At 43.6% G+C, this 14,704-nt stretch carries 17 protein-coding genes; 12 read left to right on the top strand and 5 right to left on the bottom strand.

Annotated features, from left to right (window positions below):
- Window positions 1-389: 389 nt before the first annotated feature.
- The 12 genes from C7Y69_RS09250 to mgtE all read left to right on the top strand — a co-directional run bounded on the left by C7Y69_RS09250 (window position 390) and on the right by mgtE (window position 9,723).
- The gene (locus C7Y69_RS09250) at window positions 390-1,346 is read left to right on the top strand and encodes a calcium/sodium antiporter (RefSeq protein ID WP_126872533.1); all 957 of its coding nucleotides are present in this window, start codon (window positions 390-392) and stop codon (window positions 1,344-1,346) included.
- Window positions 1,346-2,320, top strand: a complete 975-nt coding sequence (locus C7Y69_RS09245) for a KpsF/GutQ family sugar-phosphate isomerase (protein ID WP_126872500.1) — start codon at window positions 1,346-1,348, stop codon at window positions 2,318-2,320. Before C7Y69_RS09250 ends, C7Y69_RS09245 begins: the two co-directional genes overlap by 1 nt.
- Window positions 2,320-2,886, top strand: a complete 567-nt coding sequence (gene kdsC, locus C7Y69_RS09240) for a 3-deoxy-manno-octulosonate-8-phosphatase KdsC (RefSeq protein ID WP_126872499.1) — start codon at window positions 2,320-2,322, stop codon at window positions 2,884-2,886. The genes C7Y69_RS09245 and kdsC overlap by 1 nt, the downstream gene beginning before the upstream one ends.
- The gene (gene lptC / locus C7Y69_RS09235; RefSeq protein ID WP_013785357.1) at window positions 2,883-3,461 is read left to right on the top strand and encodes an LPS export ABC transporter periplasmic protein LptC; all 579 of its coding nucleotides are present in this window, start codon (window positions 2,883-2,885) and stop codon (window positions 3,459-3,461) included. The genes kdsC and lptC overlap by 4 nt, the downstream gene beginning before the upstream one ends.
- Window positions 3,430-3,993, top strand: coding sequence for a lipopolysaccharide transport periplasmic protein LptA (gene lptA / locus C7Y69_RS09230; RefSeq protein ID WP_126872498.1), 564 nt, complete (start codon window positions 3,430-3,432; stop codon window positions 3,991-3,993). The genes lptC and lptA overlap by 32 nt, the downstream gene beginning before the upstream one ends.
- A gap of 2 nt (window positions 3,994-3,995) precedes the next feature.
- Window positions 3,996-4,721, top strand: coding sequence for an LPS export ABC transporter ATP-binding protein (gene lptB, locus C7Y69_RS09225; protein ID WP_013785359.1), 726 nt, complete (start codon window positions 3,996-3,998; stop codon window positions 4,719-4,721).
- A 75-nt stretch (window positions 4,722-4,796) separates the two neighbouring features.
- Window positions 4,797-6,281 (top strand): RNA polymerase factor sigma-54, encoded by a 1,485-nt coding sequence (locus C7Y69_RS09220; protein ID WP_013785360.1) that lies wholly within the window; start codon window positions 4,797-4,799, stop codon window positions 6,279-6,281.
- 29 nt (window positions 6,282-6,310) lie between these two features.
- Window positions 6,311-6,598 (top strand): ribosome hibernation promoting factor, encoded by a 288-nt coding sequence (gene hpf, locus C7Y69_RS09215; RefSeq protein WP_013785361.1) that lies wholly within the window; start codon window positions 6,311-6,313, stop codon window positions 6,596-6,598.
- A gap of 8 nt (window positions 6,599-6,606) precedes the next feature.
- On the top strand, window positions 6,607-7,050 hold the full coding sequence (gene ptsN / locus C7Y69_RS09210) for a PTS IIA-like nitrogen regulatory protein PtsN (protein WP_013785362.1): 444 nt from the start codon (window positions 6,607-6,609) through the stop codon (window positions 7,048-7,050).
- Window positions 7,051-7,088: 38 nt separating this feature from the next.
- Window positions 7,089-7,934: an RNase adapter RapZ gene (gene rapZ, locus C7Y69_RS09205; RefSeq protein ID WP_041453031.1), complete on the top strand. Its 846-nt coding sequence runs from the start codon at window positions 7,089-7,091 to the stop codon at window positions 7,932-7,934.
- Window positions 7,934-8,206 (top strand): HPr family phosphocarrier protein, encoded by a 273-nt coding sequence (locus tag C7Y69_RS09200; RefSeq protein ID WP_013785364.1) that lies wholly within the window; start codon window positions 7,934-7,936, stop codon window positions 8,204-8,206. The genes rapZ and C7Y69_RS09200 overlap by 1 nt, the downstream gene beginning before the upstream one ends.
- 158 nt (window positions 8,207-8,364) lie before the next feature.
- Window positions 8,365-9,723: a magnesium transporter gene (mgtE, locus tag C7Y69_RS09195; protein WP_013785365.1), complete on the top strand. Its 1,359-nt coding sequence runs from the start codon at window positions 8,365-8,367 to the stop codon at window positions 9,721-9,723.
- Window positions 9,724-9,760: 37 nt separating this feature from the next.
- Here mgtE and C7Y69_RS09190 read toward each other — a convergent pair whose 3' ends face one another.
- From C7Y69_RS09190 to sspA, 5 genes are all read right to left on the bottom strand, one after another.
- Entirely contained in the window at window positions 9,761-11,779 is a 2,019-nt protein-coding gene (locus C7Y69_RS09190) for a cache domain-containing protein (RefSeq protein ID WP_126872497.1), read from the bottom strand.
- Between the two features lie 187 nt (window positions 11,780-11,966).
- The gene (locus C7Y69_RS09185; RefSeq protein ID WP_126872496.1) at window positions 11,967-12,860 is read right to left on the bottom strand and encodes an AraC family transcriptional regulator; all 894 of its coding nucleotides are present in this window, start codon (window positions 12,858-12,860) and stop codon (window positions 11,967-11,969) included.
- A gap of 79 nt (window positions 12,861-12,939) precedes the next feature.
- A complete protein-coding gene (locus tag C7Y69_RS09180) occupies window positions 12,940-13,476 on the bottom strand; it encodes a hypothetical protein (RefSeq protein WP_126872495.1) in 537 nt (178 codons plus the stop codon).
- 138 nt (window positions 13,477-13,614) lie between these two features.
- On the bottom strand, window positions 13,615-14,070 hold the full coding sequence (locus C7Y69_RS09175) for a ClpXP protease specificity-enhancing factor (protein WP_126872494.1): 456 nt from the start codon (window positions 14,068-14,070) through the stop codon (window positions 13,615-13,617).
- Window positions 14,067-14,699 (bottom strand): stringent starvation protein SspA, encoded by a 633-nt coding sequence (gene sspA / locus C7Y69_RS09170; RefSeq protein WP_013785368.1) that lies wholly within the window; start codon window positions 14,697-14,699, stop codon window positions 14,067-14,069. The genes C7Y69_RS09175 and sspA overlap by 4 nt, the downstream gene beginning before the upstream one ends.
- Window positions 14,700-14,704 lie beyond the last annotated feature (5 nt).

Genomic DNA, 14,704 nt, shown 5'->3' with positions numbered 1-14,704 from the left:
GCAAGTAATGATGCACATCACTCACTTCCTATAGATGTAAGGTTTAAGCTACTTAAGTCGCCTTTAACGCTATACTGTTTTCCATAACGGCTTTACATAACAGCTAAAGCCAAGGCAAGTTCTATGCCTTTGAGTACGTTAAATCGATAAAGTTTACTGAGCAGTGTAATTTAGTGACATTGTACGCTTTTTCAAGCGCGGCACAAAAGCAAAACGTTACAAGTTATGTTCGATTTATTCGAATTTACAAAATTCGAATAATTTTCAATCAGTAAGCACGATCAAAGGGGCACTTAATACCACCTTTCCTAAAATAAGCGATAGTTCCCATAGGCAAATGGCATTGTTTTTGCGACAATCTTGTGAAATTCCTAACTATGCTGGTTGTTGTGCTTTTAAACGTAGTCATTTTTTTAGTTGGACTGATTGTACTTAGCTGGAGTGCAGACCGTTTTGTTTACGGTGCATCAGCGTTCGCCAAGAATATTGGTATGGCGCCCATGATGATAGGCTTAACCATTGTCGCAATGGGGTCGTCTGCACCTGAAATTGTGGTGTCAGCTGCGGCATCTATTAACGGTAATATGAATACCGCCGTAGGGAATGCATTAGGCTCAAATATTACCAATATTGCCCTTGTGCTTGGTATTACTGCACTAGTCAAACCGCTTCTTGTTGCGTCCTCTACGTTAAAGCGTGAACTCCCCGCCCTGCTTGTAATTACCATCATTGCCGTGGTTTTTCTTTTCGATGGCGAGCTTACTCATCTGGAAGGTATTATCCTTATTAGCCTCTTCGTGATTGTTTTAGGCCTAATGGGCTGGCTATCTATGAAAGTAGATAAAGAAGACCCGTTAGTAAGTGAGACAACAGATGAAATCCCTAACGATGTGCCCACCTCTTCCGCTGTTTTCTGGATTGTCGTTGGTCTAATACTGTTACCGTTAAGTGCACACTTCTTAGTGGGTTCAGCAGTAGAAATAGCCCAATACCTAGGCATGTCAGATTTAGTTATCGGCCTGACCATTATTGCGTTGGGCACAAGTTTACCCGAACTGGCTGCCAGCATTGCTGGCGTGCTTAAAGGGGAAGATGATTTAGCGTTAGGCAATATTATTGGTTCTAATATTTTTAACTTGCTTGCTGTATTAGGCATGCCTGGCCTAATAGCGCCTGGCACATTAGACCCCGATGTGTATAACCGCGATATGTTCGTTGTACTCGGGTTAACCCTATTGCTATTTTTGTTTAGTTTCACCTTAATGGGTAATCGACGAATAAGCCGAAGAAATGGCGGCTTATTGATTGCTTGCTTTATTGGTTATCAATTTTGGCTTTTTGCGTAATGTCACAAGAAAATAGCTTCATCACTTCAGCCAAGCGCGTTATAGAGATTGAAGCGCAGGCAATTTCAGCGCTTTCATCGCGTATGAACGATGATTTTGTTACCGCATGTAATTTATTACAAAACTGTGTGGGCAAAGTTGTCGTGTGTGGAATGGGTAAATCTGGGCATATCGGGCATAAGATAGCAGCAACGCTTGCCAGTACCGGAACACCTTCGTTTTTCATGCACCCAGGTGAAGCCAACCATGGCGACTTAGGCATGCTGAGTAAAGGTGATGTGCTACTCGCTATTTCTAATTCTGGTGAAACCGCAGAGCTAGTCAATTTACTGCCCATTGTGAAGCGGTTAAATGTGCCTGTTATAGCAATGACCAACAGCGTAACCAGTTCATTAGGACAGCACGCAGACGTGGTGTTGAATATCAGTGTAGAAAAAGAAGCGTGTTCTTTAGGCTTAGCACCTACCTCTAGTACCACCGCTACCTTGGTAATGGGTGACGCCCTTGCCGTGGCCCTACTTGATCGTAAAGGTTTTACCTCTGACGACTTTGCGCTTTCTCACCCGGGTGGCAGCTTAGGCAGAAAATTACTGCTGAAAGTGAGTGACATCATGCTAACTGGTAGCGAATTACCCTTGGTAGACGAAAACGCCTTGGTTGCCGAAGCACTATTGGAGATATCCAAAAAGGGGCTGGGTATGACCGGTGTTATCGATAGCGATGGCGTTTTAATTGGAATTTTCACCGATGGTGATTTACGTCGTATTTTAGATGCCCGCATAGACTTGCATACTGCCACGGTTACGCAGGTGATGACTAAAGGCGGTAAAACAACAACGCCTGAACAACTCGCCGTAGAAGCGCTAAATGTAATGGAAACTCATAAGATAAGTGCGCTTATGGTAACGGATGAAGCCCGCAAGCCTGTAGGCGCATTCAATATGCACATGCTACTTAAAGCGGGAGTTTTATAATGCGCGACACCCAAACAACCGTAAATACACTTTATACCGCTATGCCAACGGCGTTGTATTCCTCGTTAACACAAGTTCGATTATTAGTCTGTGATGTGGACGGTGTGTTTTCAGATGGCCGTATTTACCTTGGTAATGCTGGCGAAGAGTTAAAAGCATTTCATACCCGCGATGGCTATGGTGTTAAAGCGCTTGTGAATTCAGGTGTGGCAGTGGCGGTCATTACGGGCAGGCGCTCTGCCATTGTGGAAAATAGAATGAAAGCGCTGAATGTCGCACACATTGTGCAGGGTGAAGAAAATAAATCTGACGCCCTTGCTGAACTGATGGCTCGCTTATCACTTAAGCCCGAACATGTGGCGGTAGTTGGTGACGATATGCCTGATACGGGCATGTATCCTCACGCTAATGTAAGAATTGCGGTAAAAGACGCCCACCCTGTGGTTGCACAGCAAGCGAATTGGATCACCACGTTGCCCAGCGGCTTCGGGGCCGTTCGCGAAATATGTGACACCTTGCTTCAAGCAAACGACAAGCTACACGGAATTCAAGGTGCTAGCGTATGAAGGTATTAGGTTTTGACCGATTAGGCTTAAGTATTTCGGTGTTATTTATATTGGCATCCGCCCTGTATATTCCTATTTGGATGGACGAAGATCCTGCTCAGCAATCTGATCAAGGGCCGGACGCATTAAAGCCTGCATATAAAGCCAAAAACCTAACGACCACCTTATATAATCAAGAAGGACAGCTAAATCACAAAGTATTTGCAGCGTCGATGGAACATTACGACCAATTGGGCTTTGTTTTATTCCAAAAGCCCAGATATACATTGTATACCGACGATGCACAGTCACCGTGGGAAGTTACCGCGACAGAAGGCACTTTGTATAATAACGAATTGATACAGCTAGAAAATAATGTCGTTATTGAAAACCAAAGTGTCGATGACTTTGTAAGAACAATACGCACAGCGTTTATAGAGATAAACCTGTACACTAAGCAAATGACATCTGATCAGCCCGTGGAAATACGTGGCTTACAATATGTGATTAACAGCAATGGGTTTAACGCTAATTTGCGTACCCAGGAATACGAGTTAATAGACCATGTACAAACCATTTATTCGCCTAGCCACTAAAGCATTAGCGACCAGCCTCGCTGTTAGCCTATTCGCTACTGTGGCTATAGCGGCTGAAAGCGACTTTAACAAACCGATTAAAGTTGACTCGAAATCGCAATTCGTTGACGGTAAAAACAAAACCTCATTGTTTAAAGATGATGTGCGGATTACTCAAGGTTCTTTGGTGATAAATGCCGATGAAGTTGAAGTGATTGCCAGCGAAGGTGATGGACGAGAGATATTCGTGGCTCGCGGCAAACCAGCCAGCTATTCGCAAAAACTTGAAGACGGTGCTCCTGTCACAGCGAAGGCCAATGAAATTCGCTATGAAGTAGTAAATCGAACTATTTCTTTACAAGGAAATGCTGAGCTACAGCAAGACACCAGTAAAGTACAAGGCGACAAGATTACCTTCGACATGGTCACTGAACAATTACTTGCAACAGGCGGCGAAGACGGCGAAGGTGGCAGAGTCACTACCGTATTTACCCCTGAGGCAATACGTAAAGCGTCATCGAATAACGAAGACGATAAGGCGGACGACAATTAATCATGGCAACGTTGAGCGCACAGAGCCTTGCAAAGGCGTATAAAGCACGTCAAGTGGTTCGCGATGTAAGCTTATCAGTATCGACGGGGCAAATCGTTGGATTACTCGGCCCGAATGGTGCCGGTAAAACGACTACCTTCTACATGATTGTTGGCTTAGTTCCTCTAGATAAGGGCAAAATCAGTATTGATGACAGCGAATTAACCCACGAGCCCATGCACGAACGTGCTCGCCGCGGTATTGGGTATTTGCCGCAAGAAGCCTCTATTTTTAGAAAATTGACGGTGTTTGAGAACATCATGGCTATCTTGCAAACCCGTAAAGGGTTAAGTTCATCAGAACAAGAACAAGAAGCCGATGCGCTACTTGATGAATTTAATATCAACCATATACGTAATAGTACGGGTATGAGTTTATCCGGTGGTGAACGCCGCCGAGTAGAAATCGCACGAGCATTAGCAGCCGATCCGCAATTTATTTTGCTTGATGAGCCATTTGCTGGTGTTGATCCTATATCGGTTAATGATATAAAGAAGATCATTCAACATCTTCGTGACAGAGGAATTGGAATCCTCATCACCGATCACAACGTAAGAGAAACACTGGATGTGTGTGAGAAAGCGTATATTGTGAGCCAAGGCGAACTCATCGCGCAAGGGACGGCAGAACAAGTTTTAAGTAATCAGAAAGTAAGGGATGTATACCTAGGAGAACAATTCAGGCTATAGTTACTGTAACCGAATTGTCATTTTCAGTTTTAAGCACGGGTATATTCACAACAAGAGTTTAAAAATAAGACGTAGATGAAACCATCTTTACAGCTAAAGTTCAGTCAACAACTTACCATGACACCGCAGTTGCAGCAGGCAATCAAGCTGCTGCAGTTGTCTACGCTCGACCTGCAACAAGAGATTCAGGAAGCACTTGACTCAAACCCTCTTTTAGAAGTTGAAGAAGGCGGTGATGACCACCCTGTTGAGAAAAACAACATGGACGGCGACGACCCTTCTGTAGAAGCTGCTCCTACTGCTTCTAGCGATTCATTAGAAGCTGGTGACGCGCTTGAAAAGAACGATCTTCCCGACGAGTTGCCAATCGACAGCACATGGGATGAGTATTACTCGGCCTCTTCTGCCCCCGCTCCTGGCCCATCGAATAATGATGACGACCAATTGTTTCAGGGTGAAACCACCGACAATATTCAAGACCATTTGCTTTGGCAGATGCGCTTAACCCCGTTTTCAGATACAGACCGCGCCATTGCTACCGCCATTATCGACTCAATTGATGAATCTGGTTACCTTAACGTACCCATTGAACAGATTTTAGAATCGGTAAACTCTGACGATGTTGAAGAGTTGGTAGAAATGGACGAAGTTGAATGTGTACTAAAACGTATTCAAATGTTCGACCCTATTGGTTCAGGTTCACGTACACCGCAAGAATGTTTGCTCGTGCAGCTTCGCCAGTTCTCAGACGATACGCCATGGCTTACCGAAGCCAGACAGCTTATTAATGAGTACTCAGACCTGCTGAGCAGCAAAGATTACCGTACGTTAATGCGCAAGAGTCGTTTGAAAGAAGATCAACTTCGTGAAGCCATGCGCTTATTGCAAACGTTGAATCCTCGTCCTGGCAGTGCATTAATTACTAAAGAACCCGAATACGTTATTCCTGATGTTTCGGTAAACAAAAAGAATGGCCGTTGGGTAGTAGAACTTAATCCCGACAGCTTGCCAAAATTAAGCGTAAATCAACAATACGCTGCCATGAGCCGACGCTCTAAAAACAGCAGCGATTCGCAATTTATTCGCTCGCATATGCAAGAAGCCAAGTGGTTTATAAAAAGCCTTGAGTCAAGAAACGACACCTTGATGAAAGTAGCAAACTGTATTGTGCAGCAACAAATGGGCTTTTTCGAGCACGGCCCAGAAATGATGAAACCAATGGTGCTAAATGATGTCGCAGAAATGGTAGATATGCATGAATCCACCATTTCACGAGTCACCACGCAAAAGTATATGCATACCCCTCGTGGCATTTTCGAGTTGAAATATTTCTTCTCTAGCCATGTAGCAACGGAATCTGGTGGTGAGTGTTCATCTACCGCTATTCGCGCACTAATTAAAAAGCTTGTGGCAGCGGAAACGCCCAGCAAGCCATTAAGCGATAGCAAGATTGCTCAATTGTTGGCCGAACAAGGCATTAAAGTAGCCCGGCGAACAATAGCAAAATACCGGGAATCGTTATCGATTCCGCCGTCAAACCAACGCAAAAGCCTTATTTAAAGGCCTTGATAATTTAAGGAAGACGAAATATGCAAATCAACCTTACCGGTCATCATGTCGAAATTACTGATTCTTTGCGTAGCTATGTCGATACTAAGTTCAGCAAACTAGAGCGTCACTTTGATCACATATCTAATGTGCATGTCATCCTGAACGTCGAAAAACTCAATCAAAAAGCCGAAGCCACCATGCACCTTAGCGGCGCAGAAGTGTTTGCTTCATCTCATAATACAGACATGTATGCGGCGATAGACAGCATGATCGACAAACTCGACAGGCAAGTTATCAAGCATAAGGAAAAGCTGAAAAAGCACTAAATATTAGTATGGAAATTCAAGCCATAGTAAGTTTGGACCGCACCGAGTGTGCGGTTCAATGTAACAGTAAAAAACGTATTCTAGAGATTATTAGCGACATTGCTGCTAAAAATAATCCCGACATCGATCAGGCTAGTGTATTAAATAGTCTACTAACCCGTGAACGAATGGGGAGTACGGGTATTGGCAATGGTATTGCTCTGCCCCACGGTCGATTACCGGGCTTAGAACACGTTATCGCCATTATTGTAACCAGCAACCCTGCCATCGATTTTGATGCGCTTGACGATCAGCCCGTAGATATATTCTTTGCCCTATTAGTGCCAGAAGAGAAAACAGAAGGTCACTTACAAACACTCGCTACCGTGGCGGGTAAGCTAAGTGATAAAGAAACGGTGAAAGCCATTAGGCGGGCCTCCACCAGTGATGACATCATTACGGCTTTAAGCTAAAAAAGCACTGCACCATATTTTAAAAGGGAGAAATGCAGGTGAAACTGATTATTATCAGTGGTCGATCCGGTTCAGGAAAATCAGTTGCGCTACGTGCCCTTGAAGATTTAGGTTACTATTGCGTAGATAATATTCCGGTTAACCTTCTCCCTACTCTGACCCATACCGTGGTTGATGAATATGACCAAGTTGCGGTAAGTATCGATGTAAGAAACCTACCCAAAAATCCAGCGGACTTGGTAGAGATCTTAGATTACCTACCCTCATCGTGGTCTATGACCATTGTGTACATCGACGCGAGTGACGATGTACTGGTGAAGCGTTTCAGCGAAACCCGCCGATTACATCCGCTAGCTAAGCTCAACAAATCTTTATCTGAATCGATAAAAGCCGAATCAGACTTACTTGCGCCTATTGTTGAGCGCGCCGATTTGTATATTGATACGGATAAACTCACTATTCATCAACTCGCAGAGCTTATTCGCGAGCGAATTCTAGGCAAGAAAAGCTCTCGCCTAGTATTGGTGTTTGAATCGTTTGGCTTTAAGCACGGTATCCCCAAAGACGCCGACTATGTATTTGACGCCCGCTTTCTCCCCAACCCGCATTGGGAACCCGATTTAAAACACTTAACTGGCTTAGATGCCCCCGTAGAAGTATTTTTAGGTTCCCAGCCTGTTGTAACCAAATTTATTTGGCAAATTCAGAACCTAATCACTACATGGCTGCCACACTTAGAACGCAATAACCGTAGTTATGTCACCATTGCGATTGGTTGTACCGGCGGTCAGCACCGCTCAGTATTTATTGCTCAATCGTTAGCGAAAACCTTTGGCGAAATGCATCCCGATGTACAAATTCGCCACCGCGAGTTAAATCAGTAATGACAATCGAAAAAACACTTACCATAGTCAATAAATTGGGCTTACACGCCCGCGCTGCCACACAGTTGGTTCAATTAGCCAATCAATTTGACGCAAAAATCGTGTTGGTGAAAGGCGATAAGAAAGCCGATGCTAACAGTGTGCTGGGCTTAATGATGCTGGAAAGCCACCAAGGTGAACAGGTAAACGTTGTGGTTGAAGGTAATGATGCCGAAGCGGCATTAAACGCCATTGAAACGTTAATTGAAGGCCGTTTCAACGAAGACGAATAATGCAGCTTCCAATACGACTGAGAAATTCTGCTAAAAGCCGTCTATAATTTCACCATACGGCTCGTAATTGTCTGTACCTACTGCGCTTTTGTCATGACAGCGTCATGGCAAGTGCGATATCCTACCATTATTGAAATTCCATTTTTTAGGCGAAAGCAGTGGCAGAAGCGCTGGTCTCAAAATACGTACAAAGCCAACTAAGGGCACTAAATGGCGCGTTGAATAATGGCCAATTTGTTTCTGTACGTAAGCTTCTGCTTGAATTACCCCCATCTGATGTTGCACACATTCTAGAATCTAGCCCCAGTCGTACTCGTGACGAGTTGTGGGAGCTTATCGATGGTGATTTCCATGGTGATATTTTAGAAGAACTCTCTGACGACGTACGTAACGGTATCATCACCAAAATGCTGCCTGCTAACGTGGTAGACGCGTTAGAAGAGATGGATACCGATGACTTAGCGGTTACCCTTAGTAGTCTGCCTGAGCCTGTATTACAGGACATTCTAGACTCTATGGATGCACAAGACAGGGTACGTGCTGAACAGGCATTGTCTTACGGCGAAGAAACTGCCGGTTTCATTATGAATACCGACACCATTACACTTCGCCCTGATGTCACCATTGATGTGGTCCTTCGTTATATTCGCCTCAAAGGTGAATTACCTGAAAATACCGATACCTTTTATGTGGTTAACCGCACCGATAATTTGGTGGGTATTGTACCGGTAACGCGATTACTCACCGCTGAGACTGAAGCCAAAGTGTCTGATGTGATGGATGAAGAGTCTGAAGCGATTCCTGTGCATATGCCAGATGATGAAGTGGCGAGCTTATTCGAGCGCTATAACTGGCTATCGGCCCCCGTGGTTGATGAGAAACACCGCTTAGTCGGCCGAATTACCATTGATGACGTGGTAGATATTATTCGTGAGGACGCTGAGCACTCCATGATGAGTATGGCGGGTTTAGATGATGACGAAGATACTTTCGCCCCTGTGCTTCAAAGTACCAAACGACGCTCCGTTTGGTTGGCTGTAAACCTGGTTACCGCGCTAATGGCAGCCATGGTAAGCGACTTGTTTGAAGCAACGCTAAGCCAATTGGCCGTACTTGCCATATTGAACACCATAGTACCAAGCATGGGCGGTGTTGCCGGAAACCAAACCCTTACCCTTGTTATTCGCGGTATGGCGCTTGGGCACGTTAATGCCAACAACTCCCGCTGGTTAATAAGCAAAGAGATATCTATTGGCTTCTTAAACGGTGCTATTTGGGCAATCTTAATTGCTTCGGTAATAGCGCTTTGGAAACAAGACTACATGTTAGGGATTATTATTGCCTTTGCCATGCTGGTTAACATGATAGCCGCAGCAATGGCAGGCGCTACTTTGCCGCTCATCATGAAGCGTTTGAAAATAGACCCTGCACTAGCAGGAAGCGTAATTCTGACCACCATCACTGATGTGGTGGGTATATTTGCGTTCTTAGGCACTGCGACCCTGTTTTTAATGTAATGCCGCGACAATCGTGTAGGCGTTGTTCTAATGCTATTTAGCTTGGCATCATGATGAACGCCACCACATCGTTTTGATAATCACCGGTTGTTTTGTACTCTCTATACCCTTTAGACGCGGCAATACCAATTGCGTATTTCTTACCTTGATAATTTGTAATTCGAGAGTCTTTCTCGCCGCTTTTTAAACCTAAAAGTGTGTCGTCTATCTCGATAACGTCCCCCACCTGCTGAGGGCTACCTTCGGTAGCAGAAATAATCATCCCATCACGCTGGCAAAACATGCCAAAACACCCGGTTACAGTATGCCCACTTTCATCTTTAGGTAGCGAGTCGTTTAACATTTCAGTGAATTGTGGCCCACTGTCAAACACAATTCCTATACCGCCAACTACGTTGTTTTGTTCTAAACTGGTGATTGATGCGTTGTAGATGTAGGTGTGCTTATTATCGTACTGCGCGCTAGGAACAAATTTCGACACGGAATATTTTTGTGAATCTGTACAACTCAACGCATCTATAGCGCCGCTCTGTGTATCGACTTTGTCTCCAATGACTGACGCATGGTCTTTGTTAGATACCGCGACAATAATGCCATTTTTGTCATAAACGTATAAATTGGTGTAAACCGTGTATAGGTCATTAATGTAACCAAGAATATTTGAAATTTCTTGCTGAGCATCAGGCCCTACGGTGGGAAGTTGCAAGTACTGTCGAAACACAGTGGTAAGCGCCCACCAGCGACAATCGTTCGCTCTCTCGTACAGATTTCTGTCCATAATATCTACTGCTAAGCTTGCGCAAAACCTTACGTCACCAAGCCGTGCGCTTATCACTGTAGATTGTAGGTTATCGATAGAGTCAGAAAAGATTAACGCGATACTCTCACCGGTCGATTTGATCTCAGAAAGTACAGGCATGAATTCAACAGCATTATTACGCGCTGCTGCAATAATGCCATTCAATACCACTAAACTCAGATCGTCATTGATTAACATCGACGTTTTGAATATTTGCTTTAAATCATCAGAAAAGAGTTGAGAATTGAGTAACTGACAAGAGTCTGTTTGAGGTTTTCCAGTTTCTTTTGAATGCTTAAAAGCATCGTTGAGTGGCGTCATAGCTACACCCTGCCAAGATAAACCTTTAAAACCTTGGTATCCCTTAGTTTCCGACGTTGTAGATATATAGCTTTTATTTTTTATGGTGATTAAATCAGGAGACCCACTGTTAGGTATTTTTTCACCCACTTTAAACTTTTGTGAATGGCTAGTTGCCATGACTTCTCTGCTTTCAGACAAAATCATAATACTACTGGCGGCACGTTCAGATTGTAAGTTGCTAAAAATTGACTGCATTTCATCGTCAAATTTGAAGCATAGACAAAGAACACCTAGTGCTTTGGCATCTTTTTCGTTACTTTCCTTAATGACACACGAATAAATTAATGAATTGCGCTTGTGAGGCTGAAGATCTGAATAACGAAAAGTTTCTGTATAGTCATCTGTAGACGCCAAGGTTTTTGAAATTAGCGGATCTTCGCTAAATTCAATTGAGCTATCAATATCCAAATTAGCCTTAACCCGCCCCTGGGTATCGAGAAGAACAATCTCATCATATACGCTATATTTTTTTACGTATTCCGCTAAACGGTGGCGAATATTTTCAATGTCTTCGACTTGCCTATCGGTGTGAAGCAAGAAAGCTCGGATATCATCATCAGTAGCCAAAAAGCCTACATCGGCAGTACGCTCAAACAAATTTCTAATCAGAATATCGATAGCGACTTGAGATTTATTATGATCGTCAGCCAAACGCTTCAATAAATGCTCTTTCATCAGGTTTTGAATGAGCCGACCTTGTAACTCAGAAAATTTCTCTTTGGTGCTAAGCATTTCTTCCAAAATGCTATCAGATACATTATGGCTGTTGATTTTACCTATCAGCGATATTTTCCCCCACCAATGGTTCAAATCATCAAACCTATCGTTGTAATTATTGATAAGTGGAATTGCCGCTTGTAATTTTTGTCGGTTATTTGAAAGTAACTGTTCCAATACTGCACTGCCTATTATTTTTATTTTATGACAAATAGTTTTTGTGCTTGAAGAACGAATTTTCTCTTACAAGGTTGTGGTTAGTCGTATATTTTGCGTTTGACTTTACAAGGTGTAATGCACTTTTTTACCTTCCCAGTATATTTGCGACAATGCAATACAATCGGCTTACACCTTTAGTTTAATATTACAGCAATCCTGCAGGTACCTGCCTATCGTGGCTCCATTGCTTAGGTGACTGTCCATACAACCGTTTAAACTCGCGGCTAAATTGCGATGTACTTACATATCCTACATCCATTGCAGCTTCATTTACGGTCATCCCACCTACAATTTTCATTGCAGCCGTGTTCAGGCGCATAGACTTTACGAACTGAATGGGCGACAAACTTGTGGCTTGCTTGAACTTTCGATGGAATACCGCACGGCTCATGTTCACATGAGACGCCACTTCATCTATTGTGATTGGCTTGTCTAAACGGCTTGATAAATAGTGAATGGCGCGGGCAATCTCATTATCTACACCAAACGCTCTACTTGCCGACGCTCCAGCATTGCCCTTTAAAATAGCGTAGTACACTTCCCGTAAACGACTTTCACCTAGGATCGCGGTATCCGCAGCACTCTGGGTTAACTGTAATATTCTATATAGCGCCTCGGAAAAACACTCATCCCACGAAGAAAGTACGATACTTGGAGGAAGGGCACTACTGCGAGGCTGACGTGTTACCCCCGTCGCGCGCTCATATTCCATTGTAACCTCCGTCATCATCGGGGGCTCTAGCGCAATAGACACCCCTAGCAAGGGGTTCTCTTTAGATGCGTTAGGGGTTCCTGCTTCTACAGGCATAGACATACAACAGCACATATACTGTTCGGCGTCATAAACATAAGACTTTCCATCAACAATGGCTTCTTTTGTGCCACTGACTATAGCAATAACAGCAGGCTCATAGATGGCTGGTGAACACCTTACCCCTTCTGTAACTCGAAACAGTCGTACCCCTTTAACGCCGGTCTCAAACAGGCCATCTTCCGTAAGCTTACTTTCAATTAGTTGCTTTAATTTTTGCTTAAACATAGTACCGCCCAAGCTACTTCACCGATATTAGGGGGCGAAAAAACGCCTATTATCCCGCCCTATATATCAAAATACCCGTTTAATTATTGTGACTTGGTTGTTCCAAAACAGAGTGATATTTAGTCAAGAGTTTTTCGAAAGAGTCACTCCTAATTTTCCAAGTACCCTCTTCCTTTTTAAAACTCCATTTATTGTAATCCGTTCCTGGATCTACCATTTCACCTGACTCATTGACAGTAAGATTAAGTGCTATTCTTATTGAAGCAGCGTCGTCATTGTGCATTCTCAGCGTTCTTATCGTTTTAATAGTAACACTAAGCTTTTTACAGAACCTCTCTAGCGCACCTAGCCGCATTTCGAAAAGCCGCGTTACATCGGCATCAAAAGATAATTGCTCTTGACTAATGTACGTTGACGCTTCGTCGATATCACATCGATTATATGCACCAATATAATTTTCGATTATTGGCCTAAACTCGCGATTAAGTATTTTGTTTTCCAGCGCTAATTCGGCCTGGCGCTCTTTTTCGGCGATGCTAGATTGATACCACGCGAAAGCCGTTGCACATAGGACGAAGACAATAATTAAACCCAATAGAACCTTTAAAATTTTCATAGTAGTTATTATTCTTTTATTAGTTTATTAAACAATATCTATTAGAACGCAAAGCTAAAGGGAAGTGCAAGGGAAACACTAGAACAACGGGGGGGAAATAAGCTGACTTCCTGCTAAGGCAGCAGGAAGTCAGAATGCTTATTTAATCACTTTTAAGGTGGGTTTTCCCTTTTTAGGGGGAACGGGTGCATCTGTATTATCCGACGCGTCTACGTCTTCAATAGATGCTGGCCCAGTGGCTTGAGGTTCAGATGGCTTACTTGTTTTGGCCATCTCCTCTTCGGTTGCAAATACAGTACCGGCGCCATTTTCACGCGCATAAATCGCCATAATAGCTTCGCTAGGCATGCTTAATCTTCTTGGTTGGCCACCAAAACGAGCTTGAAAAGAAAGCCCGGTTAAGTCCAACGAAAAGTTAACACACGCACTAGGCGACACGTTTAAAACGATTTGCCCGTCCTTAACAAACTCTAAAGGCACTTCCACCATTTCATTCGTTGCATCAACAACAATGTATGGGGTGAGATCGTTGTCCACTATCCATTCGTAAAAGGCCCTCAAAAGGTAGGGCTGATTAGACGTCATAGATGTCATAGTGGGTTATGGATCTCGCGCTCTTGATCGGTTAGCGATGCTTTAAATGAACTGCGAGAGAAGATACGGTTCATGTAGGCATTAATTTCTTTACTACCTGCGCCATTAAGCTCAATACCTAAAGCAGGTAAGCGCCATAATAACGGAGCAAGATAACAATCAACTAAGCTGAATTCTTCGCTCATGAAGTAAGGCAATTCACCAAACACAGGTGCTAATGCAAGTAGCGCTTCACGTAAGTCGTTACGCGCAGCTTCAACATTACCTTCGCCACGGAAGATACGAGCTGCTAACGAATACCAGTCTTGTTCGATGCGATGCATCATAAGACGACTTTGGCCACGAGATACCGGATAAACTGGCATAAGTGGTGGATGCGGGAAACGCTCATCAAGGTATTCCATGATGATATGCGATTTATAAAGCACCAGTTCACGATCAACAAGAGTTGGAACGGTTCCGTAAGGGTTTAACTCCAACAGATCCTCTGACAGATTGCTAGGATCTGTGTAGCTTATTTCAACACCCACACCTTTTTCTGCCAACACAATACGCACCTGATGGCTGTAAATATCAATTGTGTCAGAGAACAACGTCATAATAGAACGTTTATTCGCGGCTACGGCCATTCAAT

This window comes from Alteromonas sp. KS69 (assembly GCF_003989595.1).
GTDB classification, from domain to species: Bacteria; Pseudomonadota; Gammaproteobacteria; order Enterobacterales; family Alteromonadaceae; genus Alteromonas; species Alteromonas naphthalenivorans.
This window is presented reverse-complemented; position numbering and strand designations above follow the sequence as displayed.